Source organism: Rhizobium johnstonii 3841, assembly GCF_000009265.1.
GTDB classification, from domain to species: domain Bacteria; phylum Pseudomonadota; class Alphaproteobacteria; order Rhizobiales; family Rhizobiaceae; genus Rhizobium; species Rhizobium acaciae.
Genome location: NC_008380.1, coordinates 2,582,917 through 2,608,032, shown reverse-complemented (window position 1 = coordinate 2,608,032; position 25,116 = coordinate 2,582,917). Strand labels below are relative to the sequence as shown.

23 protein-coding genes and 2 pseudogenes are annotated in these 25,116 nt (G+C 59.8%); 17 read left to right on the top strand and 8 right to left on the bottom strand.

Annotated elements, in window-relative coordinates; all coding sequences use genetic code 11:
- Position 1: 1 nt before the first annotated feature.
- Together RL_RS12735 and RL_RS12730 are read left to right on the top strand one after the other, a co-directional pair.
- On the top strand, positions 2–784 hold the full coding sequence (locus RL_RS12735; RefSeq protein WP_011652034.1) for a TatD family hydrolase: 783 nt from the start codon (positions 2–4) through the stop codon (positions 782–784).
- 4 nt (positions 785–788) lie between these two features.
- Positions 789–1,607 (top strand): MBL fold metallo-hydrolase, encoded by an 819-nt coding sequence (locus RL_RS12730; RefSeq protein ID WP_011652033.1) that lies wholly within the window; start codon positions 789–791, stop codon positions 1,605–1,607.
- A 349-nt stretch (positions 1,608–1,956) separates the two neighbouring features.
- On the opposite strand, the gene RL_RS12725 is transcribed toward RL_RS12730, so the two are convergent.
- Positions 1,957–2,583: a TerC family protein gene (locus RL_RS12725; RefSeq protein WP_011652032.1), complete on the bottom strand. Its 627-nt coding sequence runs from the start codon at positions 2,581–2,583 to the stop codon at positions 1,957–1,959.
- 259 nt (positions 2,584–2,842) lie between these two features.
- Here RL_RS12725 and RL_RS12720 point away from each other — a divergent pair, with 259 nt between their 5' ends.
- Entirely contained in the window at positions 2,843–3,514 is a 672-nt protein-coding gene (locus tag RL_RS12720) for a hypothetical protein (RefSeq protein WP_041936329.1), read from the top strand.
- A 66-nt stretch (positions 3,515–3,580) separates the two neighbouring features.
- A complete protein-coding gene (locus tag RL_RS12715) occupies positions 3,581–3,958 on the top strand; it encodes a hypothetical protein (RefSeq protein ID WP_028741334.1) in 378 nt (125 codons plus the stop codon).
- A gap of 59 nt (positions 3,959–4,017) precedes the next feature.
- On the opposite strand, the gene RL_RS12710 is transcribed toward RL_RS12715, so the two are convergent.
- Positions 4,018–5,280: an MgtC/SapB family protein gene (locus RL_RS12710; protein WP_011652030.1), complete on the bottom strand. Its 1,263-nt coding sequence runs from the start codon at positions 5,278–5,280 to the stop codon at positions 4,018–4,020.
- Here RL_RS12710 and RL_RS39985 point away from each other — a divergent pair.
- Together RL_RS39985 and RL_RS37530 are read left to right on the top strand one after the other, a co-directional pair.
- Positions 5,216–5,434 (top strand): hypothetical protein, encoded by a 219-nt coding sequence (locus RL_RS39985; protein ID WP_162039354.1) that lies wholly within the window; start codon positions 5,216–5,218, stop codon positions 5,432–5,434. The two genes, RL_RS12710 and RL_RS39985, sit on opposite strands and share 65 nt — an antisense overlap.
- A 179-nt stretch (positions 5,435–5,613) precedes the next feature.
- Positions 5,614–6,266, top strand: a pseudogene (locus RL_RS37530) (universal stress protein).
- Positions 6,267–6,455: 189 nt separating this feature from the next.
- Here the strand turns inward: RL_RS37530 and RL_RS12700 are convergent.
- The gene (locus RL_RS12700; protein ID WP_011652029.1) at positions 6,456–6,980 is read right to left on the bottom strand and encodes a PAS domain-containing protein; all 525 of its coding nucleotides are present in this window, start codon (positions 6,978–6,980) and stop codon (positions 6,456–6,458) included.
- Positions 6,981–7,281: 301 nt separating this feature from the next.
- Between RL_RS12700 and pxpA the strand changes: the two genes are divergently transcribed.
- The 5 genes from pxpA to RL_RS12675 all read left to right on the top strand — a co-directional run bounded on the left by pxpA (position 7,282) and on the right by RL_RS12675 (position 11,673).
- Positions 7,282–8,061 (top strand): LamB/YcsF family protein, encoded by a 780-nt coding sequence (gene pxpA, locus RL_RS12695; RefSeq protein ID WP_011652028.1) that lies wholly within the window; start codon positions 7,282–7,284, stop codon positions 8,059–8,061.
- Positions 8,062–8,172: 111 nt separating this feature from the next.
- Entirely contained in the window at positions 8,173–8,880 is a 708-nt protein-coding gene (locus RL_RS12690; RefSeq protein ID WP_011652027.1) for a 5-oxoprolinase subunit B family protein, read from the top strand.
- Positions 8,868–9,824 carry a biotin-dependent carboxyltransferase family protein gene (locus RL_RS12685; protein ID WP_011652026.1) on the top strand — a complete coding sequence of 319 codons (957 nt, stop codon included), beginning with the start codon at positions 8,868–8,870 and terminating at the stop codon, positions 9,822–9,824. The genes RL_RS12690 and RL_RS12685 overlap by 13 nt, the downstream gene beginning before the upstream one ends.
- A 111-nt stretch (positions 9,825–9,935) precedes the next feature.
- Entirely contained in the window at positions 9,936–10,628 is a 693-nt protein-coding gene (locus RL_RS12680; RefSeq protein ID WP_028741341.1) for a DUF599 domain-containing protein, read from the top strand.
- Between the two features lie 160 nt (positions 10,629–10,788).
- Positions 10,789–11,673 (top strand): LysR family transcriptional regulator, encoded by an 885-nt coding sequence (locus tag RL_RS12675; RefSeq protein WP_011652024.1) that lies wholly within the window; start codon positions 10,789–10,791, stop codon positions 11,671–11,673.
- A gap of 12 nt (positions 11,674–11,685) precedes the next feature.
- Here RL_RS12675 and RL_RS12670 read toward each other — a convergent pair whose 3' ends face one another.
- A complete protein-coding gene (locus tag RL_RS12670; RefSeq protein ID WP_011652023.1) occupies positions 11,686–12,639 on the bottom strand; it encodes an alpha/beta fold hydrolase in 954 nt (317 codons plus the stop codon).
- 302 nt (positions 12,640–12,941) lie between these two features.
- Between RL_RS12670 and RL_RS12665 the strand changes: the two genes are divergently transcribed.
- The 4 genes from RL_RS12665 to RL_RS12650 all read left to right on the top strand — a co-directional run bounded on the left by RL_RS12665 (position 12,942) and on the right by RL_RS12650 (position 18,359).
- Positions 12,942–13,385, top strand: a complete 444-nt coding sequence (locus RL_RS12665) for a VOC family protein (protein WP_011652022.1) — start codon at positions 12,942–12,944, stop codon at positions 13,383–13,385.
- Positions 13,386–13,452: 67 nt separating this feature from the next.
- Positions 13,453–14,763, top strand: coding sequence for an epoxide hydrolase family protein (locus tag RL_RS12660; protein WP_011652021.1), 1,311 nt, complete (start codon positions 13,453–13,455; stop codon positions 14,761–14,763).
- 121 nt (positions 14,764–14,884) lie between these two features.
- The gene (locus tag RL_RS12655) at positions 14,885–17,035 is read left to right on the top strand and encodes a mechanosensitive ion channel family protein (RefSeq protein ID WP_011652020.1); all 2,151 of its coding nucleotides are present in this window, start codon (positions 14,885–14,887) and stop codon (positions 17,033–17,035) included.
- Positions 17,036–17,363: 328 nt separating this feature from the next.
- On the top strand, positions 17,364–18,359 hold the full coding sequence (locus RL_RS12650; RefSeq protein ID WP_041936327.1) for an IS30 family transposase: 996 nt from the start codon (positions 17,364–17,366) through the stop codon (positions 18,357–18,359).
- Between the two features lie 99 nt (positions 18,360–18,458).
- Here the strand turns inward: RL_RS12650 and RL_RS12645 are convergent, their stop codons facing one another.
- Complete coding sequence (locus RL_RS12645) at positions 18,459–19,196, bottom strand: hypothetical protein (RefSeq protein WP_041936326.1); 738 nt, start codon at positions 19,194–19,196, stop codon at positions 18,459–18,461.
- 292 nt (positions 19,197–19,488) lie between these two features.
- Between RL_RS12645 and RL_RS12640 the strand changes: the two are divergent.
- Positions 19,489–19,932 (top strand): annotated as a pseudogene (locus RL_RS12640) (helix-turn-helix domain-containing protein); the annotation flags it as partial.
- Between the two features lie 86 nt (positions 19,933–20,018).
- Here RL_RS12640 and RL_RS12635 read toward each other — a convergent pair.
- The 3 genes from RL_RS12635 to RL_RS12625 form a co-directional block, all read right to left on the bottom strand.
- Positions 20,019–21,044: an ABC transporter permease gene (locus RL_RS12635; RefSeq protein ID WP_011652017.1), complete on the bottom strand. Its 1,026-nt coding sequence runs from the start codon at positions 21,042–21,044 to the stop codon at positions 20,019–20,021.
- A 40-nt stretch (positions 21,045–21,084) separates the two neighbouring features.
- Entirely contained in the window at positions 21,085–22,626 is a 1,542-nt protein-coding gene (locus tag RL_RS12630; RefSeq protein WP_011652016.1) for a sugar ABC transporter ATP-binding protein, read from the bottom strand.
- Between the two features lie 79 nt (positions 22,627–22,705).
- Positions 22,706–23,668, bottom strand: a complete 963-nt coding sequence (locus tag RL_RS12625) for a sugar-binding protein (protein ID WP_011652015.1) — start codon at positions 23,666–23,668, stop codon at positions 22,706–22,708.
- A 344-nt stretch (positions 23,669–24,012) separates the two neighbouring features.
- Between RL_RS12625 and RL_RS12620 the strand changes: the two genes are divergently transcribed.
- On the top strand, positions 24,013–25,101 hold the full coding sequence (locus RL_RS12620; protein ID WP_028744415.1) for a LacI family DNA-binding transcriptional regulator: 1,089 nt from the start codon (positions 24,013–24,015) through the stop codon (positions 25,099–25,101).
- Positions 25,102–25,116: the final 15 nt, after the last annotated feature.

Here is a 25,116-nt window from a genome sequence, read left to right as displayed (position 1 = left end):
CGTGCTGATCGACACGCATTGCCATCTTGATTTCGCCGACTTCGAGGCGGAGCGGGACGAGATCGTTGCGCGCGCGCATCGGGCCGGCGTCGCACAGATGGTGACGATCTCGACGCGGGTGCGCAAGCTTGAGACGCTGCTTGCCATCACGGAGAAATATCCCTCGGTATTCTGCTCGGTCGGCACGCATCCGAACAATGCCGACGAAGAGCTGGATATTGAGACGGAAGAGCTGGTGCGTCTCGCCTATGCCCATGAGAAGGTGGTCGCGATCGGCGAGGCCGGTCTCGACTATTTCTACGACACGCAGAAGCCTGAGGATCAACAGACCGGTTTTCGTCGGCACATCGCGGCGGCGCGCGAAACCCAGCTGCCGCTCGTCATCCACAGCCGCAGCGCCGACGAGGCCATGGCTGCGATCCTGACCGAGGAAAGCGGGAAGGGGGCCTTCCCCTTCATCCTCCACTGCTTCTCCGCAGGCCCGGAGCTTGCCAAGACCGGCGTCGCACTCGGCGGCTATATCTCCTTCTCCGGCATTTTGACCTTCCCGAAGTCGGAAGAGCTGCGCGAGATCGCCAGGACGATCCCGCATGATCGGCTGCTTGTGGAAACGGACGCGCCCTATCTGGCGCCAAAGCGCTGGCGCGGCAAGCGCAACGAGCCGTCTTATGTCGTCAACACGGCCGAGGTGCTCGCCGATACGATCGGCCTTGCCACCGAAGAGGTCGCGCGGATCACGACAGGGAACGCTTTCCGCCTGTTCTCGAAGATGCCGAGGATCTAGCGGCGTGCTCTACCGGCGGCGTTTCACCATTCTCGGCTGTTCGTCGTCACCGGGCGTACCGCGCATCACCGGCGACTGGGGCGCCTGCAATCCCGACAATCCGAAGAACCGGCGCACGCGCGCTGCCTTCATGGTGCAGCAATTCGCACCCGATGGCGGTGTCACCACCGTCGTCATCGATACCGGGCCGGATTTTCGCGAGCAGATGATCAGGGCAGGGGCCGACCATGTCGATGCCGTGCTCTACAGCCATCCGCATGCAGATCATATTCATGGCATCGACGATCTGCGCGGCTATTTTCACAATACCCGGCGCCGGGTGCCGATCTTTGCCGACCAATTTACCATGGACAGATTGCGGGAAGCCTTCGGCTATTGCCTGGAAACGCCGCCGGGCAGCAATTACCCGCCGATCGTGCTGCCGATCGTCATCGAAAACCTAGACGCGCCCGTCGAAATTCATGGTCCCGGCGGAACGATCGCCTTCCATCCGCATATCCAGCAGCATGGGGATATCCACTCGCTCGGCTTCCGCATCGGCGATGTGGCTTATTGCAGCGATATCAGCGATTTCCCGCCGCAGACCGTCGAGAAGCTGCAAAATCTCGACATGCTGATCATCGACGCGCTGCAATATACCTACCATCCGAGCCATCTGTCGCTGGAACAGTCGCTCGACTGGATCAGCCGGCTGAAGCCCAAACGGGCGATCCTCACCCATATGCACACGCCGCTCGATTACGACGTGGTGATGGCTGAGACGCCGGACCATGTGGTGCCGGCGTATGACCAGATGAGCTTCGAGACCGAGGTCAGGATTTAGAGCCTTTCCTGGTCAGCTTGAAGCATTCTGCCGGAGCAGCTTTTCGTCAGGCCAGAAGCGATTGGCGACGGGCATACCCCTTGGTACGTCCGAGCCGATCGCCTTTGTCCTGGCGCAAAGATGCCCGGCCCACCGGCCGCACTGCTTCGCCATGCGAAGCAATAGGTGCGTCCGGCGATTCTAAGTCTTGCAGATTTGTCGGGCAAATCTGCGGGAAGGTTGGCTGAAACGGACCGGCTGATCGACCGGCCGGCTTGGCCGTAGAGCATGGCTACGACGCGCGCCAGCCGGTCGACCATCCGACTCCGTTTGAGCCAACAGAATGCTTCAATCTGACCAGGAAAGGCTCTTAAAGCTTGAACCCGCTCGCTTGCACGTAGGGCAGCAGTTCGACGCCGCCGCGATGGATCATGTCGAGCGAGACATAGAGGATGATCAGCAGGCCGACATAGGCGATCCAGCGATGGTTGGTGAGCAGGCGAGCGATCAGGTTTGCGGCAATACCCATCAGCGCGATCGACAGGGCAAGACCGATGACCAGTACGCTCGGATGTTCGCGCGCAGCACCGGCAACGGCCAGCACGTTGTCGAGCGACATCGAGACGTCGGCAATGACGATCTGGGTCGCCGCCTGGAAGAAGGTCTTTTTCGGCGCGCCTTCGCCACCCACCGCTTCGTGATTCTCGCCATGGCCGGCGCGAAGTTCGCGCCACATCTTCCAGCAGACCCAGAGCAGCAGCAGGCCGCCGGCCAGCAGCAGGCCGACGATCGCCAGCAGATAGACTGCGACGCTGGCAAAGAGAATACGCAGAACGGTCGCGGCCACAATGCCAACGATGATCGCCTTGCGGCGCTGCGTCGCCTCGAGGCCGGCAGCAGCAAGACCGATAACCACGGCGTTGTCGCCGGCGAGAACCAGGTCGATAGCAATGACCTGCAGCAAAGCCGTCATACCGGCTGCCGTAAACATGTCCATATGAATTATCCCCAATGCGTCAAAGCCGTGCTAGCGTTTCGAAGGTTTGACGTCAACCGCTGAGCGATTTCGCAAGCGGCGTAATTTGCGAGTCTGCGCGCCGAAATGGCAGGCGGCAATGAAACAGCAGGCGATACGGCGGAGCATTCGCCATTCCCTTGGAACATTCAACTCAGCCGCCGGTTCTTCAAGTCAGGAAACCAGACTTCGGCCAAACTTCGGATTGGCGGCTGGATCCAGACATCGAGAGGAGAGTCCCATGGGCAGCATTTACAATGATACCAACCCGGCCTTTTCAGGCTCGACAGGCGGCAGCAGCCTTGCTGCATTCTTCGACAGCCGATCGGACGCAGAATCCGCCGTCTCGCGTCTTGAAGACGCGGGCGTGCCGGTTGCGAGAATAAGGCTGATGCCCGGATATGAGGCGGACGCAAAAAATGTCGGCGCAATGAGTGACGACCGCAGCGGCTTCTTCGACGCGCTGGCAGACTTCTTCTTCCCCGACGAGGATCGTGCGGTCTATGCAGAAGGGCTGCGGCGAGGCGGCTTCCTCGTCCAGGTCAATGATATCGATGACGCGCTCTACGAGACCGTCCACGATATCCTGGACGACGAAGGCAGCATCGACATGGATGAGCGCGCGGATCTCTGGTCGTTGGAGGACAGGCAACAAGGCGCATCCAATACCGGTTTTGCCGGATCGGCCCAGGGCGGCAAAGCCTCGGAAAACCTCGCCGTGTCCGAGAGCGCATTCGACGATACGCGCCCGGTGGCAATGCGGGACACCGCGCATGGAAGCGCCAAAGTGCGTGCCTATACCTTGCCCGGCAGTAGCTCGAGGCCATCGGACGATGCCGATCGGCAATCGCAAAGCCAGTCGCAATCCCAGGGCGGGTCTCACCAGAGCCAAGGTTTCCGGCGTGACCACTGACATTATGAGGCCCGGCCGCAATGCAGGGCCTCATTTCCTCTCGCACACCTATTCGAGGACATACCGATGCAATCATCCATCAACCGCCACGGCCTCGCCCCTGACCCCGACGAACTGATCGCGGAAGGCGATCCGCCCTTTGCCGATGCCGCTGAGCAGACGGCGCGTGAGAAGGCCGACGAGAGCCTGAACGCCCTGCAGCACGAGGTAAGGCTGCTGAATGCCCGCATGGGTGTGCTGCGCGAGGACGCGGAAGCGGCGTTGAAAGCCAAAGCCACATCGGTCGATGCTAGCGCCCATGTCCAGCTCGGCGACTATCCCTGGCTGAAACTTGCCGCGGCGATCGGCGCAACCTTCATTGCGGCCAGGCTGGTTCGGCGTCTTCCGCTCGGCGTGTTGCTTGCGGGGTTTGCCGGCCATATCCATGAAGTGAGACGGCAGTGACGGATCGGCGTTGATGGTGACTGTCTGGTGCGGGCGGCGATTGATACGCGAACAAGCGCTCATGCTAGAAGTAAGCCAGCAATTCCGGCGAAAGTCGCGACAGTGCCGGCGATCGCGAAACGAACAGCATAGGCGATGCTCCCCACACTTGCTGCAAGAACGGCTTTCGCAAGGAGATTGGCGAAAGCGGCGACCGCTATGGCGCGAGCGGCTGCGTCTGCAGGCACCTGGATAGATGACAGTTTCGCAACGGCAAGCGTTATCGCGTCGAGATCGCCCAGTCCTGTGATGAACGCAAGCGCGATCAGCGACTGAGTTCCAAAGACGATCAAGGTCATTCGCGTCAGGACTGTTACGGCGGCGAGAACGAGCGCGAAGCGCAGCACGACCATCACCTCGAGCGGGTTTCGGGGTGAAAAATCGGTGCTGTCATCCGTGCGCTGCAGCAATGCGGCGAAGCCGCCTGCTATGGCGAGGCTGGCAGCAGCCGGAGCCAGTAATGGAGCAAGATCCCTTAAAACAGCTGGTGCAATAACGCCGCAAATCAAAAGCACGCGGGCGAGAGAAACGGCTCCCGCCAGCATTGCTCCCGCCGAGAGGAGTGGCGAGAGGGCAGGCATCTGCTTCGATTGACGGGCAAAGGAAAGCGTCAGGGCCGTCGAGGAGACGATGCCGCCGCTGGTCCCGGTCAGCAGTATTCCGGCGCGGGCGCCGCTCAGCTTGATGAGTATATAACCGGCAAAGGAAACGGCTCCTACCAGGATCGTCATCATCCAAAGCTCGAAAGGATTGATTGTCTGCCAAGGATCAATCGGTTCGTTGGGAAGAATAGGGAGGATGACGATGGTCATCGTCAGCAGGATCAGGGCGGCCCTGAGTTCAAGCCAGGTCAATCGGCGAAGAAATCCATGCAACGGCTCCCGCGCTGCAAGAAGGGCGGTTATTGCCACAGCGCTGGCGGCCGTTACCGTCATATCCGCCACAACCGCACCAAAGCCCAGCGCAAAGACCGCAAGGGCCGCAATGGTACCGGTGGCGCTGTAATCCTCTTCTTGTGCCGCCTGCATGCGGCTGAAGAGGAGAACCGTGATGCAAAAGAATATAAAGATAACTGTCGGCAGAATCGGACCAGTCACAGGCTGCAGGAAACCGCAGAAACCGCCGAGGAAACTTGACAGGCCATAGGTGCGGATACCGGCTACTCTTTTGCCTGGCGCAGCCTCACGATCCCGCCACCCGCGCTCAATGCCGACGAGAATGCCGATTGCAAGCGCCAGACTGAGGCGCTGGAATGCTTCCGTCGTTACCAATGATGTCACCATCCGATGGGGTCCAGACGCGCCGGCCGATTCATCGAAGGCCGCTGCGCCGTATATGCCATTGCTGTTCATCCGCAAGCTGCTGCTCGACGGCGTCCGGACGAGTTTGCTCCGCGCCGTGCTGATATTCAATCGCGCTCCGCACTTCATCGCTTAGCATAGCTCTTCGCCGCTTCGTCCAACGAATTCCGCTTGCTTCCTGATGAGGACGGTCCATATCACGCTCGCGCTTTCGCGGTGGAGCGACCTTGATCTTCGTCAAAGCGTGGGAGACACCTCTACGCTGTGATACTTCCAATCATTCGGAGGACATCAGCCGTGAAAGCGTAATTCCATTTGCCGCTGGCCACCTATCCAGACCCAAGCTCCTTTTCGCTCCTTCAGAATGCTGTCGCTGTCTCCCTTCACCAAAAGGCCGGTTTGACGACAAGTATACCGCTGGTCAGGATCGAACCTGCGAGGGAGCCGTTTGTCGCACAAACTCTTGCCGAACTTTCACGCGCATATGATCTTTCCATTTTGAAAGCATCTGAGCTGATGAGGCCGCTGATCGAGAGCGTGCTGTTTGAAAGCGGTAGACCGCTCCTGCTTTTCCCCCGGATAGTTTCTGCGGCCGGATTGAGGCTGTTGCCGTCGCCTGGGATGGAGGAGCCACTGTCGCGCGGGCACTGACAGGCGCCAGATTGTTGCTGGAACAGGTCTCGCGTGTCGTCCTGATTTCCGTCACCGATGATAAGCAGATTGACGAGCGCCCGCGAGACCGCCTTGTGACCGCGCTCCGAGAGGCTGGTCTTGCCGTCGATATCGCAGCCGTGCAAGCGCAGGAAGACTCGCCAGCCAGCGTCATTCAAGCTGCCGCCCTGGAACGCAAGGCAGATTTGCTCGTCGCCGGCGCATTCGGCCATTCGAGACTACGCGAATTCCTCTTGGGAGGGGTGACACTGTCACTGTTGACCCACCTCGAAATGCCCACTCTCCTTTGTCACTAAAGCGCGTCGCGATCTTTCAGATTCGCTCCTCGCGCTTTAGATCTTTGTTTTTACGCATGTCGTTGTCGCAAAACCGCGGCACACTTTTGCGCGACATGCTTTAATTCAGAGTGCGCGCGTCGCGTCGCCGATAGCAGCAATATCGCCATCACCGAAAGTCTGATGCCGCAACCAACGCTTTGGAAGGAATCAATGAACCTGCGCGACGTCTGAAGGCATCGGCTTGGCAAGCTCCTTGACGATCGCTTCAAGCGCATCGGCCGTCGTCAGCAGACCGGATGATCGCGCAATTTTCAGTGCCGCATTGCAGTGAGCGGACAATTCGTCCTTTTGGACGGGATCATTCGTCGGGAATACGATGCCCGCATATTGCGACGGGTTTCCGGCTTCATCCCTGAAGCAGCGGCCCAAGGCCGCAACGGCGACTATTTGCCCGCTTCGATCAAATACCCGATAATCACAGCGATACGGATTTCCTGTGATCACCGATTCTGAAATCGCTTTGGCCACGGATGGCTTGTCGTCCGGATGAATCCGGTCGAGGTATCTTATGACCGGCAGCCCCGTGAGAGTCTCTTCGGGATCAAGCCCAAAGAGGTTTGCCAGCGCCGAATCCGCATAAACCTTGTCGGTCGCCAAGTCCCAGGTGAAAATGCCGGGCTCTTCGGTGAAGGAAAATTCGGACGTTCCCAAAGCTCTGTTGACAAGACTCATTCCGCATCCCCGGTCTGCACGCCAATGCTGCCAGGTGGCTACGCCCCCCGGTTCTTGAAAGAATACGACGCGCTCGATCAATGACAGGGCGGTCGACCATTTCACCCTCGATCTTAGCCGCGTTTCCATCAGACGCAACTGCGAGACAATCCGCGGGCCTGCGACCACCACACACGCTCGTTGCGCGCAGCCAGCAGCGTCGTTTTCTTGACGCGTACGGCGAAGATGTGCTCCACCTCGGCTTCGACGTTCCAGAATGCGACGAAGCTGACAAGACCGGCGCGAGGGGTTGACGGAAATCATGACGAAAATCGATCTCAATTCTGATCTGGGGGAGGCGTTTGGACCCTGGCGCATGGGCGACGACAAGGCGATCCTTGACGTTGTCACCAGTGCGAACATCGCATGTGGCGGGCACGCCGGAGATCCAGCGACGATGGTCGAGACGCTCACGCTCGCAAGCGAACGGGGTGTCGTCGCCGGAGCCCATCCGGGCTTTGCAGATCGCGAGGGCTTCGGGCGGCGTCTGATCCCCTTGAGCATCCGGGAAGTGGAGCAGCTTGTGGCGACACAGACAGGGGCGCTGATGGGAGCTGCGGCTCTGGCAGGCGCCCGCATCCGTTACATCAAACCGCACGGCGCACTCGCCAACTGGGCGGCCGACGAACGGCCGGTCGCCGACGCCATTATCCGCGCAACCCGAGCGGTCTCGCCGGAACTTGCCATACTGGCGATCTCCGGGACAGAGCTGGAGCATGCGGCCCGCGATGCCGGGATGACCGTCTTCAGCGAGATTTTTGCTGACCGCGGCTACCTCTCCACGGGTCGGCTCGTTCCGCGTACCTTGCCGGGAGCGATGATCCATGACCCCGCGGAGGCGGCATCTAGATTGATCGGGTACCTGTCCAGCGGCCTTATGCCGACGGTCGACGGCGTTCCGATCCCTCTCGATGCGCACTCGATCTGCGTTCACGGGGACAGCCCAGGAGCGCTCGCCATGGCCGTCCACGTGCGCCAGGAACTGCTAAAGGCAGGCATCGAGGTGGGTCCATTCCTTCAACCGACAAAGGAAAACAGGTGATGGCCAAAGGCAATCTTATCGCCCAGGCTTCCGTCACCGATCCGGAAGCCTACGGGACCTGCACGCGGGCAGCGGATGCGGATTTCATTCTGATCGAAAGCACCGACTGACGTGTCACAGGACCCGTCCGCATCGTCCGGCAGCGTTCCGACCTACCGCCCGGTGGGCGGGCACGCCGTGCTCGTCGAATTCGGCGCGACCATCGATAAACGGATCCACGATCAGGTCGTCAAGCTGGATGCCGCCTTGAAGGTGGCACCCTTTGAAGGATTCGTCGAAGCCGTTCCGGCCTATTCCAGCATTCTCGTATGCTTCGATCCGCTCGTGGCCGATCACCGGACGACGGAGGCGGCCATTGCCGAGCGTCTGACGGCTGAGGTTCCAGAGGCGATCGGAGCGATGCGCGAAGTCGAAGTCTGCTACGATCCTGAATTTGCGCCCGATCTTGCCGCTGTCGCCGAGGCAAGCGGATTATTGCCGGAAGATGTTATATCCGCCCATCTATCCGGTGACTACAGCGTCTTCATGTACGGCTTCGCTCCCGGATATGCCTACCTTGCAGGCGTGCCCGAAGCCATTCAGCAGCCAAGGAAGCCGGTGCCCATTCGCGGCATAGCCGCCGGAAGCGTGCTGATCGCTGGTCCGCAATGCCTGGTGAGCACGCTCACCATGCCGACCGGCTGGTGGATTATCGGCCGCTCGCCAACGAAGATCCTCGACGCCGCTTCCGACGAACGTCCGTTCCTTTTCGACGTCGGCGATGCGGTGCGTTTTCGCCGCATATCGAGGGCCGAATTCGACGCGAGGTGCCTCGCATGAGCGAAGCCGTCCTTGCAATCAACTTCGCGGGTCCTCACGTCGCGGTCCAGGATGGAGGACGTCACGGATTGATGCGTTATGGCGTTCCGGCCTCCGGTCCGATGGACAGGACCTCGTTTGCAGCCGCCAACGCCGCCATCGGCAACCCTGCCGATCAGCCCGCAATCGAAGTCTCCATGGGCGGCCTGGTTCTCGACTGCATGTCGGGAGAGGTTACGTTCGCCGTCGCCGGAGGAGGCTTCATCGTAGAACATGCCGGCGACAAGCGCGGCGCATGGATGGTCGCCACCTTGAGGGCCGGCGAGCGGCTGGCAATTCGTCCGGGACACTGGGGAAGCTGGACGTATCTGGCCTTCGCCGGTCATATCGAGGCGAAGACCTGGCTGGGCAGCATGTCGACGCACAGTCTCTCCGGCCTCGGCGGCGGGCGTCTTGCAGCCGGACAGACCATCACCGTCACCGATCCGGAAGTGCGAGACGGTCGACATGGTCCGATCATATGTCCGGTCATAGCAAGGCCGCGATCCGAGCTGCGTGTGGTGGTCGGTCCACAGGATCGGTTCTTCTCGAAAGAAACCTTGTCGAATTTCCTCTCATCGCCTTTCCGCCTGAGCGACGCCTATGACCGCATGGGAGTACGCCTCCAAGGTCCGTCGCTTGCGCCAAGCGTCGCGCTGGACATGCCGTCGGAAGCGATCGTGCGGGGCTCGGTGCAGGTCGCCGGAGACGGTGTTCCCACCATTCTGCTGGCCGACCACCAGACGACCGGAGGATATCCCAAGATCGCCACGGTGGTGGATTCGGATCTGGACGCCTTCGTCCAGCTACGCCCACGCGACCATGTCGGTTTCCTGGCCGTGACGCCGCAGCAGGCGATCGAGCACATTCGGCTTCGGGCTTCGACGATGTCCCGTTACCTCGCGGCAGTCAGCGATGGACCATGACGCGCGAACATCGGCGTGTCGATCTGAAGGGTAAGGCGGCGATAGTCGCTTGGAGCTGCGGTTAGCTCGAAGTACTGTTCAGAAAAAATCCACATTCGGTTCGGGGGCACCATGGATTTTGTGAACATCGCGGCGATCGTTTTCTTCCTTCTCGTCTGGGTGGCCGTCGAGCCTTTGATGGCAGCGGGGTGGCCGAGGAAGAACGACAGCCTTTCCGTTGACATGGTGCGCATTCGCGCCGCCTGGATGCGGGAGGTGCTGACGCGAGACAACAACTTCATCGGCGATGCCGCGATCCTTGGGCACACGATCAATTCGGCGTCCTTCTTCGGCTCCGCCAATCTTATCGTCATCGTCGGGCTCAGCGGCGCGCTGTTCATGGAACCGAACTATGGATCGGGTGGTGGCCTGATCGCGATGTTTGCGGCCCAGGACCCGGCGTGGTTTTTCCAATGCAAGGTCCTGCTGATCATGGCGACGCTGCTGCGGGGCCTATCCGATTTCATCTGGGCGGTCCGGCAGATCAACTACTGCCTGGCGGCCATCGGGGCGAGCCCATCCCGCGATGAGGAGAGGGACATCGCCAGCTGGACGAACGCCCTGACCCTGGTTTTGAACCCTGCGCTTCGATCGTTCAGTGTCGGCGTCCGGTCTTATTACTTCACCTTCGCAGCCGCCTTCTGGTTTCTCGGGCCAATCCCCTTCGCTGTTGCGACCATCCTCAGCGTCGGCATTTTGATCTGGCGTCAATCCTGGTCGGATGCTGCAAAGGGGATCATGGCCATACGCAAGCTGCTTGACTAGAACAGGACAATTTTAGGCGCGGTCGGCCGAAAATTTGAATCCTGTTCTAAATCTAAGAGTTAGAGCATGATGTCGTCCGAAAGACGCGCACACTTTTCGGCATCATGTTTAAAGCCTGGTCTTACGCTGGGTTGCACACAAGTGGTATTGGCGGTGTCCGATGGATCGTCTCGAAGCCATGCGCATATTGCTGGCGGTCGTCGACGCCGGGAGCATCTCGGCCGGCAGCAGGAAGCTCAACGCGCCGTTGCCCAGCGTCAGCCGCAAGGTGGCCGAACTTGAGCGGCAGCTTGGGGCAAACCTCATCGTCCGCACCAGCCGAAATCTGCAGCTCACCGATGCCGGGCGCGACTATGTCGACGCCGCTCGAAAGATCATGGCGGATCTCGATGAGGCCGAACGAAGAGCGTCGGGGGAATACCAGACGCCCAGAGGCGTGCTGACGATCACGATGCCGATCGAATACGGGAGCCGATACGTGCTGCCCATTGCGCTGAGTTTCATGGACAAATACCCGGAGGTGTCGCTGAACCTTCTGTCGCTCGACCGCACGGTCGATCTCGTGTCCGAGCAGGTGGATATCGCGATCCGTCTCGGCGACCTTGCCGACAACGCCCTCCATGCCGCCAAGGTCGGGGAATTCCGCCTACTGACCTGCGCGAGCCCTGCCTATCTCAAGCGGCATGGCATGCCGGAGCGTCCCAGCGACCTCATCGATCGCGACGGGATCATCTTCAACAAGCGAACATTCTTCTGGACATTCGACGTCGATGGTACACCGATGGAAGCGGTGCCCCGCAACCGGCTGGAAGTGAATACCGCGGCAAACTGTGTTGCGGCGGCGGTCGGCGGGGCGGGGATCGCGCGGCTGTTCGACTATCAGATTCCCGACGAGCTGGCGTCTGGCGCGCTCGTTCCCATCCTCCGCGATTTCGACGGCCCACCCCAGCCCATTCATATCGTCTACGCGCGACAGGGGCTTCTCGCGTTGAAAGTACGCGCTTTCGTCGACTGGGCACTGCCGCAGCTTCGGAATTTCCGCTAAGATAATCAAGTGTTATCTGAATGATGCGCCTACTTCTTCAACCGTTTGTTCCGGTTTCTGAAGGTGTGGAAAATGACCGATGTCGGGCAGGACGTCGACTTTTGCACCGATCTTGCCGGCGAACTCGATGCCCATCTCGCTTGCGATGTAGATGTCTTTCTCGCCCCAGATCACCTTCACGGGCGTCTTCAGCCGGGTGAGGTTGGCCTCGAGATAATGCTGATCACGGGTGAAATTCGCATAGTAATGGGCGAAGGCATCCGCTGAAGTCATCCCGTCAAGGCTCCACGAACGGGTCATGTCCTGCTGGACGTCAGCCGGCAGATCGAATTGTTCCGCGGGTGAGAGGCCGCGCCTGTGCACGTTCTCAAGGATCTCGTCGCTCGTCTTGTTCATGTAGACCCGGGTCGGCGAAGCGGTCGGCTCGGCTTTGAGGTTCTGCAGATTCTCCCACATGTGTTGCGGCCGGTCGAACGGCGCGAAGTCTCCGACGATGATCTGCCTGGCGATCGTTGGCTCGTCGAGAGCAAGCAGCAGGACGGGGAGGGCACCGATGTCAGTCGCATAGATCACGAGCTTCGACCGGTCGATGCCTGCCCGTTCGATATAGGCCTTCAACACCTGGGCGTACGCCTTCGGCGCGTAGGAAAACCGCTCGAAGGCCGGGCGCGACGATTGCCCGTAGCCCGGCCAATCGAAGGCGTGGACGTCGTAGTCGGCAGCAAGCGTTGTCGCAATATCCTTCCACACCGTCAGCGTTTCCGGAAATCCATGCAGGAAAAGCACGGTGCCTTTTGGAGCGGGGGCGCGGACAACCTTCCTCCTCAGGGTCAGGAGGTCGTCGATCTCGATGAAGTCGACGGCGTCTTGCGCGGCTTCTCCGGAAGCGGAAGCGAAGGCTTCAGCCGTGTGGGAAGACGGAGTTGCTGCGACTGATGCAGCATTTACGGTTTTGTCCTTAGACATAGGATGTCCTTTCTGAACGGCGGTCAGCCAAAGCCCAAAAGCCGGCTGTCTCCACAAATAATTGAGCACGGCGTCAGCCCGCGGTAGCCGGAGAAAGTGAGAGGCACCCTCTCCACGGCGGCAGCGCAGCAACCCGCTGCCCAAGGCTGACATCTGAACGAGAGGGTGCCTCTCACTTTCCCGAGGTGCCGGCCGTCCGTCGACCCGCCCAAATATCCACCAGCCGCCGATTTGAGACAGCTCGTTGGCGTTGGCTTGCGGACGGCAGAGCGTCGGCCGCGACAATATAAGGAAGAACTGATATGAGTGACATTACCCAAAGCAGACAGGTTGCGGCCGCCCCCGACAAGGCCCGCGGCCTCCCGGGCCACGCCACTGTCGGCACGAACGATCTGGATGCCGCCTCGGTATTCTACGACAAGCTTCTGGCCGTGTTCGGGATCGGACGAGTCCTCGTCCAGCCCAACCGAGCCATCTACTACGGTCATCGCACGCTCGAATTCGGCATCATCAAGCCGTTCGATGGCCGCCCTGCCACCGTCGGCAACGGTGGAATGATTGCTTTCGAAGCGCCGTCCCGTTCAAAGGTCGACGAAGCCCATGCAACTGCATTGGCGGCGGGTGGCTCGGACGAAGGGGCTCCTGGTCCGCGTGGCGAGAACGGCACGGGTCCTTACTGCGCCTATTTTCGCGATCCCGAAGGCAACAAGTTTCTGATCTTTCGTTCCGGCGCGGACGCGGCCTGACATTTTCGGCATTGAAGCGGGCAGGGCATCTTTTCCTCTCCCCGACATCACGAAAGGACACGGCATCATGGCAATGCTGAACGTTTTGAAACACCGCGACATATCGCGCCGCTCGCTGCTGTCAGGCTTTGCCGCGGCCGGCATAACCGCCGTTCTCCTTCCGCGCGCGTCCGACGCCGCTGATGTTGTCGGCCCCGCGTCCGAGGAGATCCGACCGTTCAGGGTTGAGGTCTCCGAGGCGGCGCTCGCAGATCTTAGGCGGCGTCTTGCAGAGACCCGGTGGCCCGACGGCGAAACCGTCATGGATCGTTCGCAGGGCGTCCAGCCCGACAGGCTGAAGGAGCTGGTTCGCTACTGGCAGTCGTCCTACGACTGGCGGAAGGCAGAGAGCAAGCTGAACAGTTTTCCGCAGTTTCTCACCACCGTTGATGGACTGGACATCCATTTCATCCATGTCCGTTCCCGTCATGAAAACGCGCTGCCGTTGATCATGACCCACGGCTGGCCAGGTTCGGTCTTCGAGCTGCTTGACGTCATCGGGCCGCTCACCGATCCGACGGCGCATGGCGGCACGGCTGATGATGCCTTCCATCTGGTGATCCCATCGATTCCAGGATTCGGCTTCTCCGGAAAACCTCCTGCGACGGGTTGGAACCCCCAGCGGATAGCGGCCGCCTGGGACGTGCTGATGAAGCGACTGCATTATGACCGCTATGTCTCGCAAGGCGGCGACTGGGGCGCGATCATCAGCGACGCCTTGGGCCGCCAGGCACCCGACGGGCTGCTCGCGATCCACGTCAACCGGGTCGAGCGTGCCACGACGTTTCCATCGGACGCAGCCCAGGCTCTCAAAAATGGAGGGCCGGCTCCCGACAGCTTGTCTCAGGATGAGAAGGTCGTCTTCGACGAGGCCCGGGACTTCCTCAACAATGGCTTCGGCTATGCAGCGATCATGAGCACGCGGCCGGAGACGGTCGGCTACGGCATTGCGGATTCTCCGGTCGGCCTCGCCGCCTGGCTTTACGACAAGATAGCCGACTGGGTGTATACACGCGGCGATCCCGAACAGGCCCTTGGCAAGGATGCCATCCTCGACAACATCACGCTGTATTGGCTGACGAACACCGGCCCTTCCAGCGGTCGCATCTATTGGGAAAACGTCATGTCGGGCGCCAAGCTCACAACCGTCAAAGTCCCGGTCGCCGTCACGGTGTTTCCCGGCGAGGTCTACAAGCCGCCAAAGCACTGGCTGTCGAAGGCCTATCCGAAGCTCATCTACTACAATCGCGCTTCCAAGGGCGGTCACTTCGCTGCCTGGGAGGAGCCAGAACTCTTCAGTCAAGAGATCCGGGAGGCCTTCAGAAGCTTGCGGTCTTAATACCGCCTAGCCCTTGCCAGACGGGTTGGTCGATTGACGTTGGTCGTGCAACGCTGCACAAAGTCCGAAGTTTCGACCAACCAGGCAAAAGCGACGACAACGTCGCGGGGACCACGGCTATATGCGCATCATCGACGACCGTCATCCCCGCCGCAGAGTGTGCGCATTCCTGATGCTGGTATTTTCAACGCTTCTACTCGCGAGCGCAAACCCCGGATCGGCGGCTGAGCCGACCAATTCCTCGGCACCGATCCGGGTTATTATCGAATTGCCGAATGATGATTCCGGACGAGCGCTGGTCAATCGGATCGTTCCGGGTAATCAGGAACCGACGCAGACAGTGGCAGTCTCGCAAGAGGCGGCACCGACGTCGATTGCCACGTCACTACAGGATTTGCGCCAGAGGTTGCTCACACTCGTCGATGCCGTTCCGACCCTCCCAGGGCAGATACAGTCGGCGATCCGGGTCTTCCAAACGGATGATCGTATCGAGCCTCTCGGCCTGATCTTGGCGGTCATACTCTTCGTCGCAGGCGGGTTCGTTGCGCAACGCCTTGCCTGGTGGTCAGGGCGAGGGCTGCTCCATTTTGTGCTGAACGCGCCTGCCGACACCGTCCGGCAGCGCATCAAGCTCCACGCCGCCCGGCTTTCAATGGGTCTTCTCGCCTTGGTCGGTTACCTGATCGGAAGCCTCGGCGCGTTTATCCTCTTTCCATGGCCTGCCGTGTTTCGCGATATCGCCCTCATTCTGCTATCAGCCGCGCTCATGGTGCGCCTTGGCGTGCTTGTGGGCCGCATTGTCATCGCGCCAGGCGCCCGCCTGCCGCATATGCGGCTTCTGACGCTTGTCACCTCGCTTGCCTGGTTCTGGTACTACTGGCTCCTCGCAATCGTCGCAGTGCTGGCGGCTGGCTGGGCCACCATTGAAGTGATCGGGACGATCCGAGCTTCACCCATCTTGGTCGACCTCTTTACCGCAGCATGGCTTGGTGTCGTTTCAATCGCTTTGATCGTTATGATCTGGCTGCGGCACTTTCGTTCCGACGGGCCGCCGGTGAGCCGGCTGGTCTGTGTCGGTTTCAGCGCGAGCATCATTGTATCGTGGCTGTTATGGGTGTCCGGGCTCCACGGGGCATTCTGGACAGTGATCGTCATCACGCTTCTGCCGCTTACCGTTTCGGTGGCTCGTGATATCATTCGTCGCATTGTTCAATCCGGGGAGGGGCAGGCTGTCGAAGATCCGGCCATCGTCGGATGGTCTGTTGTCATCATGCAAACGCTGCGGAACGGCCTCATCGTGGTCGCTGCGCTGCTCATTGCCCGCTCGTGGAATGTCAATCTGAGTGATCTCGCCGCAGCCGAAACGGTGACCACGCGTTTGATCCGCGCAGGAATCCGCATTGTTATCGTGCTGCTGGTGACCGACGTTATCTGGAAGCTCGCTAGCACGTTGATCGACAGTCAGATGGCGGTGGCGTCGCGAAGTGCGCAGGCGGGGCATCAGGACGGACCCGACGCGCGCCGGCGTCAGCGGTTGAATACCCTCCTTCCCATTCTTCGCAATGTGCTGTTTCTGGCGATCGGAGCCGTCGGCTTCCTGATGATCCTGGACGCCGTTGGCATTCAGATCGGACCGCTGCTGGCGGGCGCCGGTGTCGTCGGCATAGCCGTCGGCTTCGGTGCCCAAACACTCGTCAAGGACATCATCTCTGGCGTCTTTTATCTGTTCGACGATGCATTTCGCATCGGCGAATACATCCAGGCGGCGAAATATAAAGGCACGGTTGAAGGTTTTTCGCTGCGATCGATCCGCTTGCGGCATCACCGCGGCCCGGTCACGATCGTTCCCTTCGGCGAACTCGGCGCGGTGCAAAACCTCAGCCGTGACTGGGTCATCGACATCATCACGCTCACCCTGAATTATGACAGTGACCTTGAGGAGGTACGCAAGACCATCAAACGCATCGGCGTTGAGCTTCTGGAGGATGCCGAACTCGGGCCTAACATCATCGAGCCCTTGAAAATGCAGGGTATCGAGCAGATGGCGGATTATGGTGTGCAGATACGGCTGAAGTTCATGACGAAACCCGGCGAACAGTTCGGCGTTCGCCGAAAGGCCCTTGCCATGCTCAAGAAGACATTCGCGGAAAAAGGCATCCAGTTTGCAACGCCGACCGTTCATGTTTCCGGCGGTCCCGCCGATGCAGCGGCAACCGCCGCCGCCTCGGAGCTGCAAAGACCACCGAAAGTCATCCCGACACTTGAGGAATAGCAACGGCGAGCCCACGTGCGAGCTTTCCATCGAATACCGTCAATCGAGACGCTGGTTTCTAAATGAATCTGTTGGCTGGAATCAGCCGCTCAACGAGGCACGTCCGCACGCGAACTCGTCGATATGCTGGATCGTCCAGGCGCAAATTCGAGTGGGGCGATTTTAAGAGAGTGGGCTATAAGATGGCTGACGCAGGTATGCCGTTGTAATCAAACGGCATCCTATAGTTCCATAATCTATCTTATGCGATAGCCGCATCTATCTTGGGTACATTCTATCTCGAACTGCAACAAAGGCGCTAAGCTGCCTGCTTTTCGGGAGCCATGGTTTGATCCGTACCTTTTCGCATTTGAGTTTTGACGAACGCCGATCGATTTCCAGGATGTTGGATCAGAAGTTTAGCCAGTCTGAGATCGCCAGACGCCTCGGCCGGGACCGTGCGACCATCTCCCGGGAGATAAAACGCAACTACTGGCACGATCAGGAATTCCCCGATGCCGAGGGCTACTGGGCGATGACCGCCAACGACATGGCGCGCGACAGGCGCCGGCGGATCGGCAAGCTCTTTCGTCGCGAGGATCTGCGGAACGAAGTGATCGGAAAGTTGGAATCCGGCTGGTCGCCGGAACAGATTGCTGGACGACTGAAGATCGAACCAGCGGCCAAGGCAAGCGTCTGTCACGAGACGATCTACCGGTATGTCTATTCACCAGAAGGACAACGGCAGCAACTCGCGCGGCTTCTCCCGGAACGGCGGAGAAAGCGCCGGCCGCGATATGCTCGCAAGCCGCAGAATCCAGTCTTTCCAGATGAGCGTTCGATCAAACATCGGCCGGAAGCCATCAACGATCGCAAGGAATTCGGTCACTGGGAAGCCGATCTCATGATCTTCGAAAGGGTTCAGGGCAATGCCAATGTGGCAACGGTTGTTGAGCGGACGAGCCGGTTCACCATGCTGTTCAAGAACAACGACCGGCAGTCCAAGCCGATCATGGAGCGGCTCATCGACGTGCTCAGCCCCCTGCCCAGGCATGCCCGGCAAAGTTTGACGTTTGATCGCGGATTTGAATTCGTCTCCTGGCGGCGACTGAAGCAGGGAATGGGAACCGATGCATGGTTCTGCGATCCGTCTGCGCCCTGGCAAAAAGGCTCCGTTGAGAACATGAATCGGCGGATTCGGCGTTACCTGCCGAGGGATACTGCTGTCCTGTCAGTTCCTGATGAATCGATACGATCACTGATCGATCGGTTGAACAGTACGCCGAGAAAATGCCTTGGTTTCCGCACCCCAACTGAAGTGTTCAGGCGTGAAGTGAACAAATGACGGCAAGCTGGGGCGGAGGACGGATCTTATGAATGATCCTGCGGTGATTGCGCGGCGAGAGAAAGCGTTATTAGGCAGCCAGCGGCAGAATAGAGATCGTCAATGCACGCCGATATCGCTTTGCGTATCCGATTCCAACTGCAGGCAAGCTGCCCAAAGTAGCGTCTTGTGGAAGGATCCATCCTGCAGAAGAGTGAGCCCCTCTCGTGCCTCGTAGAGCAAGCCGAGCCAGCATAAGCGTTGGAAGACGCCATACTGAAGATCGGATTTCAACTCCCAGGCTTCCAGGGTCATTTCGGTGTCCGACAAAGGCGCCAGCTCTGGATAGAGGATTTTCACAACGTCCATTGGCGTGCAACCTTTTCTGGCCTTGATATTGAGAAGATTGAGGAACATGCGCCACCAGCGTAACCGCGCTCGGACCTCCTCTTCCCGCTCGGTGGCGTGGACATAGGAATAGAGATAATCCGTGGCGACCAGATCGAAGAAGGCTTGCGGGTTCACCAAAAACTCCCGGCCGCGTCTGGTTGGCAGCAGCACATCCTTTTTCCGGCGAAGAAGCTTCAGATGACGGGCCATGTCGCGCACGACCCAAAGCGGCGGCATGTCGCTTTCATTGAGCACCTTGTTCATGCTGTAGAGGTCCTCGGCTGTGAATCCTGGCCAGAGGAAGTGCACAGCGGCCCAATGCACGAACTTGCGGTTCATGGCGCCGGTCGCCGTCAATCCTATGCCACCCTCACCGTCAGCATAGGCAACCGAAAGAAGCATGCCGCGAAGAAGTGGTGACAGCGCGGCGATGTCGACGTCACCTTGCAGGTTGATTTCCGGAAGCATCGTGCGGCTTTGATCCCCAACTGCGCCATGCAAGTCCCAGCGAGTATCGAGCGGTAAAAGAACAATTGCTAGTGAGAAAGCTAAAGCCGAAGGGGTGCGTCATCACCCGCCCCCGCTCCGCCCTTTCAACCCGGCCCAGCCGGTCGGATCGGGGGCTGATCTCCTTGCCCTGTAGTAGCCTTTAAGCCCTTGTTGCATTTACATTAGAAGTCACACCGCAAAGTTGAAGTGTCCTGTTTCTGCAAAGTTGGAATGTCACACTCCCCGGGTTTGATGACGGTGGAGATTGCGGATGGGACTGATAGCGATGAGCGAGCGCGACCTGCAGCGGATCGAGATTTTGTCGAAAGTGATGGCCGGCCGGATGACGATGGTGTCGGCGGCGCATGTGCTTGATCTGAGCACGCGCCAGGTGCGTCGTCTGTTGGATCGGATACGCACTGGCGGCGCGGCGTCGATCCGGCACAAGGCGATCGGCCGACCGTCGAACAACCGCATCAGCGATGGTGTTCGGGATTACGCCGTGACGCTGGTTGGCGAACGCTATGCGGACTTCGGGCCGACATTGGCGGCCGAGAAGCTTGCCGAGCGCGATGGATTGCGGGTGTCGCGCGAGACGTTGCGCAGCTGGATGGTGGATGCGGGCCTGTGGCTGTCGCGCAAGCAGCGGCGGACGTTTCATCAGCCACGGGGCCGGTGCGACTGTTTCGGTGAACTTGTTCAGATCGATGGCTCGGCGCCCTCACCCGCCCCGATCTGATTTTGCAAAACGGGTTATCTCAACGGGGCAAGGTCACGACACGCATGGCCCCATCCACTGGCCTAATCCTGATTGGCAACCGCTGGCAAACTGCCTTCGTTCGAAAGACGGGTTTCGGTCTGCCGGGCAGCAGAGACAAGGCGGCGCTTTGCGCGGATCGCGTGCCATTGTTGGTCGATCAGGACACCGATGAGGATCACGCCACCCATGACAGCGAAATTCAACGACGAAGGGATACCAAGCAGATTCACCAGATTCTGCAACTCCTGGAGCAGGACCGTTCCCAGCACGACGCCGACGATCGATCCCTCGCCGCCGCGAAGCGAAAAGCCGCCGAGCACGGCAGCGGCGATCGCGTAGAGTTCATAGAACTGGCCATGGCTCGCCGGCGAGATCGAGCGTGTGTACATGGCGAAATATATCGCCGAAAGCGCCGTCAGCAGCCCGCAGATGACATAGGCCGACATCACCATGCGGGCGGTGCGGATACCGGAATAGCGGGCGGCCTCCTCGTTCTTCCCGATCGCGTAAAGATAACGCCCGAAAACAGAGCGATGCAGCATGATCCACATGACCACGGCAATGATGACGAGTGCGATGAAGGTGTTGGGAACGCCGTAAAACCGTCCGGCGGTCAGGAATTCGAGGTCGGGGAAATTTTGGCCGAAAGCAAAACCCGCCGTTCCGTCGGCCGTATAGAAGCGCGCTGCCCCACGATAGATCAGGAGGCCGCAGAGGGTGACGACGAAGGGCTGCAGGTTGAGCCGGGTGATCAGCCAGCCGTGGACGGCGCCTATGACCGCGCCGAGCGCGAGAATGAGCGGCAGCGCCAGCATCCAGGACATATCCTGGACCGCGATGAAATCGACGAAGAGCACGCCGAGAAGCGCGACGAGCGAGCCGACGGAAAGCTCGATACCACCTGTGATGATGACAAAGGCCTGGCCGATCGACAGGATGCCGAACAGGCCGATCAGGTTGGCGGTGTTGGCCAGGTTGATCGGCAGCAGGAAGCGCGGATTGATGATGGCGACGACGATGCCGACGACGACAATCAAGAGCAGCAGTCCGAGATCTTTTTTGATCATTCGAGATCCATCCCCCGATACTTATATATAGCCGCAGCCGCTATTTTACCCTTTTGCCGACAGCAAGCAAAAGGACGCTTTCCTGGCTGATTTCGTCCTCTTCCAATATGCCGGCGATCTGGCCCTCGTGCATGACGGCGATGCGGTCAGAAACGCCGATCACCTCTTCCATGTCGCTGGAGATCATCAGGATCGCCACTCCGGCATCGGCAAGCGCTCGCATCAGACCGTAGATCTCGTTCTTCGCGCCGATATCGATGCCGCGTGTCGGCTCGTCGAAGATCATCACCTTCGGGCTCATCGACAACCATTTGGCAAGCACCACCTTCTGCTGGTTGCCGCCGGACAGAGTGCCGGTTCGTGTCGAAACGGAGGGCGCCTTGATACCGAGGCGAACGCGCTGCTTTTCGGCCGCCGCCCTCTCCCGCTCGGCAGAAAGCATGAAGCGGCTGGAGAGCTTGGGGAGATCGGCAAGGGTTATGTTCTGGGCGATCGGGAAATCAAGAAGAATGCCGTTGCGCTTGCGATCCTCCGGGACCAGGAAAATGCCACGAGCGACGGCGTCCCGGGCAGAACTGACCGCAATTTGCCGCCCATCCTGCAGAATGGCCCCGCCGTAGCTCCGGTCGATGCCGAAGAATACCCTTGCAAGCTCGGTGCGGCCCGACCCCACGAGCCCTGCAAGCCCCATGATTTCTCCATACCGGATTTCCAGATCAACGGGACGGCCGGGATAGGCCTCGGTGCGCACGCCGCTTGCCTTCAGTGCAACCGAGCCGGGCGAGCGCTGCGGTTTTGCGGTCCGGGCCGCAAGCACGCGGCCGATCATCAGCTTGACCATCTGGTCGTGGCCGATGTCTTTCTTGGCGAGCGTGCCCACAAGCGTGCCGTCGCGCAGGACTACGACCCGGTCTGCGACGCGCTCAACCTCGTGGAGGCGATGCGAGATGAAAATTACACTGATGCCATCGGCTTTCAGCGATTTGATAATGCTCAGGAGCCGCTCGGTTTCGGCGAGCGGCAGGCTGGACGTGGGTTCGTCGAAGATGACGAGCCTGGCGTTGATGGACAGCGCCTTGGCGATTTCCACCATCTGCTGCTCGGCAAGGGAAAGCGATGCCACGGGTGTGTCGGCGGAAAAATGAGCCCCTACCCGCTTCAAGAGCGGCTTCACCATGTCTCGCAGCCGATTGCGATCGACGAGCTTGAGAGGTCCCGCCTTCAGCGGTTCGCGGCCAAGGAAGATATTGGCGGCAACGTCGAGATTCTCAAAGAGATTGAGTTCCTGGTGCACGAAGGCGATGCCGGATGCGATGCTCGATTCAACAGTGAGGAAACGAAGCTCAGTGCCGTCGAGCAAGATCGCGCCTCGGTCGGGTGCGATCACGCCGCCAAGAATCTTCATCAGCGTCGATTTTCCGGCCCCGTTCTCGCCGACGAGGCCGATGACCTCTCCCGGCATGATGTCGATCGACAGGCCCTCAAGCGCAACGACGCCCGGATAGGTCTTGCCAACGCCGGAAAGCGACAGGAATGGCTTTGCAAGCGCGTCCGGTGACGGGATGTCGGAGCTGTGGTTCATCGCCTGTCCATGGCTGCTAACGCTGTCGGCATGAGACGTCTTTCGCGGCGGCGGCAAGTGCCTCCGCCGCGAAGGAGGGTTATTTTCCAGCCATGGCCTTCAGGCTGGCGGCATATTTGTCAACGTCATCCTTGCCGATGATCACCGTCGGGATGATGATCAAGCCGTTGCTGGGAACGCCTGATTTGTCGCCCTTGAGATAGGCCGCCATCAGCTTCATGCCCTGATAGGCCCATTCGAACGGCTGCTGCACGACGGTCGCTGCGATCGTGCCTTCCTTTACCCCGCCGAGCGTGATCGGATCGTCATCAAAGCCGACGACGGTGATCTGGCCGAGTTTGCCGGCGTCGCGCAGCGCCTCATAGATGCGCGGCGTATTGTAGGAGTAGAAGCCGACCATGCAGGTGACATCGGGGCTGGCCACCAGCGCGTCCTCGACGTTCTTCTTTGCGCGCGTCTGGTCGATATCGTCGCCGCGTACATCTGTCAGCTCGATCTTCGTGCCCTTCAGGCCGTCCTTCATGCCCTGGATGCGTTCCTTGGCATTGTCGGCGCCCAGGAGGCCGACGAAGCCGATGCATTTGCCGCCGTCAGGCATCGCCTTCTTGGCGATTTCGGCGGCCTGCATGCCGGCGTCGATATTCGACGAGCCGATATAGGCGACGCGGTTGGTCTGCGGCGCGTCACTATCGGTCGTGAAGAGAGCAGTCTGCGAGCCGATCTTGTTCAAGCCGTCCGTCTGGGTCTTGGGATCGACCGCGGAGACCATGACCCCCTTGACGCCGGCACTGACCAAGTCTTCCATAAGCCGTTGCTGAACGGCGACCGATGCCTGCTCAGGGTACTTCAGCTCCATCTGGTAGTCTGGCATCTCGCTCTGCGCCTTCTTCACGCCCGCCTCTGCGGCTTTCCAGAAGTCGGACGCGCCATTGACGACGAATGCAAGTGTCGGTTTGTCGGCAGCATGCGATACGGCAATCGGCGCCGCGCTCAGCATCAACCCGGCGAAGAACACGGCTGCATTGCGTTTCAGCTGTTTCATAATACACCTCCCGAGGGGCCGCAGTTGCACGGGCCCGTTTCCGATTTACGGCCGGCCGGATGCGCCCCCTCCCAGGGCCGTCGCAAAGCGACGAGTGCATAGGTTCCGATCGCTCCCTGACGGTATACAAGAATTTTAATTAGTAAATAGTATTATCAATGCAGATCAAAACATTTCATCGCGCGGTGGTTATGATGGCAATTTTGTACTGGCATTGACCAACAACTGATAGTTTTGCAACAATTCATGCAATTGCCAGCGCTTTCAGATAAATGATAATATTAATTATCTAAGCCGACGATCAATCACCCTGACCTATTATCAAGCAGAGACAGTTTCCACGAATGCGAAAACCCAAGACCCAAAATAAGCCTGTGCGCGTGACGATGATGGACATCGCCGCGGCGGCTGGCTGCTCGCAGGCGGCTGTCTCCTTCGTCCTCAACGACACGCCCGGCACCCGCATCTCGCAGCAGACGCGCGATCGTGTATTGGAGGCGGCGCGCGCGCTCGGTTACATGGAGAAGACCTATACGACGAAGGCCTCTTATTCGGGACTGGACAACGTCATCGGTTTCGCCGTGGATCAACTCGCCACCAGCCCGGAAGCGATCGTTGCGATCGAAGGCGCGCGGCAAGCCTCCTGGAACGCCGGCAATGTCCTTCTGGTAACCCAGACGCTCAGTGACCCCGTCATGGAGCCGAGGGCAATCGAGGCGTTGACGAACGGAGGCATATCGGCGCTCATATATATGACGATCTATACTCGCCAGGTGGAGCTTCCATCCTATGTCAGCAAGCTCAACATCCCGACGGTCCTGCTGAACTGTTATACGGCGGACCATGCCTTTCCCGCCGTGGTGCCAAGCGAGATTGCGGGAGGGCAGAGCTCCACCCGGCATCTGATCATGCACGGACACCATCGTATCGCGACGATCACCGGCGAAATCTGGATGCAGGCTGCGCAGGATCGGCTGACGGGATATCGCCGCGCCCTGGCGACCGCCGATATACCTTTCGATCCGGAGTTGGTCATTGAGGGCGACTGGTCGGCCAGTGCCGGCTATGCCTCCACGATGAAACTGCTTGCCCTGAAAGAGCCGCCCACCGCGATCTTCTGCCAGAACGACCGCACTGCCATCGGGTGCTACGAAGCGCTCAAGGATGCAGGGCTTCGCATTCCCCAGGACATGTCGGTGGTGGGGTATGACGACGAAGAAATTTCACGACATCTCGTACCCCCGCTGACGACTTCGGTCCTTCCACATCTTGCCATGGGGCAATGGGCGATCGAACATCTCAACCCGGAAAGTGTGCCCGGCAAGCGCTATCCCATTGCGAAGCTCGAATGCTCGCTCGTCAAGCGTCATTCCGTGGCCGCGCCGCGGACCGAGGCGCGGCAGATCCTCGATGGCGCATATACGTCGCCATAACGTTCGCGCCGGGCC

Coding starts and splice junctions, on each gene's coding strand:
- RL_RS12725 (WP_011652032.1), bottom strand. CDS start 2,583: ATGGACATGTTTACGGCAGCCGGTATGACGGCTTTGCTGCAGGTCATT.
- RL_RS12720 (WP_041936329.1), top strand. CDS start 2,843: ATGGGCAGCATTTACAATGATACCAACCCGGCCTTTTCAGGCTCGACA.
- RL_RS12715 (WP_028741334.1), top strand. CDS start 3,581: ATGCAATCATCCATCAACCGCCACGGCCTCGCCCCTGACCCCGACGAA.
- RL_RS39985 (WP_162039354.1), top strand. CDS start 5,216: ATGCCGATTGCAAGCGCCAGACTGAGGCGCTGGAATGCTTCCGTCGTT.
- RL_RS12710 (WP_011652030.1), bottom strand. CDS start 5,280: ATGGTGACATCATTGGTAACGACGGAAGCATTCCAGCGCCTCAGTCTG.
- RL_RS12700 (WP_011652029.1), bottom strand. CDS start 6,980: ATGAGTCTTGTCAACAGAGCTTTGGGAACGTCCGAATTTTCCTTCACC.
- pxpA (WP_011652028.1), top strand. CDS start 7,282: ATGACGAAAATCGATCTCAATTCTGATCTGGGGGAGGCGTTTGGACCC.
- RL_RS12680 (WP_028741341.1), top strand. CDS start 9,936: ATGGATTTTGTGAACATCGCGGCGATCGTTTTCTTCCTTCTCGTCTGG.
- RL_RS12675 (WP_011652024.1), top strand. CDS start 10,789: ATGGATCGTCTCGAAGCCATGCGCATATTGCTGGCGGTCGTCGACGCC.
- RL_RS12670 (WP_011652023.1), bottom strand. CDS start 12,639: ATGTCTAAGGACAAAACCGTAAATGCTGCATCAGTCGCAGCAACTCCG.
- RL_RS12665 (WP_011652022.1), top strand. CDS start 12,942: ATGAGTGACATTACCCAAAGCAGACAGGTTGCGGCCGCCCCCGACAAG.
- RL_RS12660 (WP_011652021.1), top strand. CDS start 13,453: ATGGCAATGCTGAACGTTTTGAAACACCGCGACATATCGCGCCGCTCG.
- RL_RS12655 (WP_011652020.1), top strand. CDS start 14,885: ATGCGCATCATCGACGACCGTCATCCCCGCCGCAGAGTGTGCGCATTC.
- RL_RS12645 (WP_041936326.1), bottom strand. CDS start 19,196: ATGCTTCCGGAAATCAACCTGCAAGGTGACGTCGACATCGCCGCGCTG.
- RL_RS12635 (WP_011652017.1), bottom strand. CDS start 21,044: ATGATCAAAAAAGATCTCGGACTGCTGCTCTTGATTGTCGTCGTCGGC.
- RL_RS12630 (WP_011652016.1), bottom strand. CDS start 22,626: ATGAACCACAGCTCCGACATCCCGTCACCGGACGCGCTTGCAAAGCCA.
- RL_RS12625 (WP_011652015.1), bottom strand. CDS start 23,668: ATGAAACAGCTGAAACGCAATGCAGCCGTGTTCTTCGCCGGGTTGATG.
- RL_RS12620 (WP_028744415.1), top strand. CDS start 24,013: ATGCGAAAACCCAAGACCCAAAATAAGCCTGTGCGCGTGACGATGATG.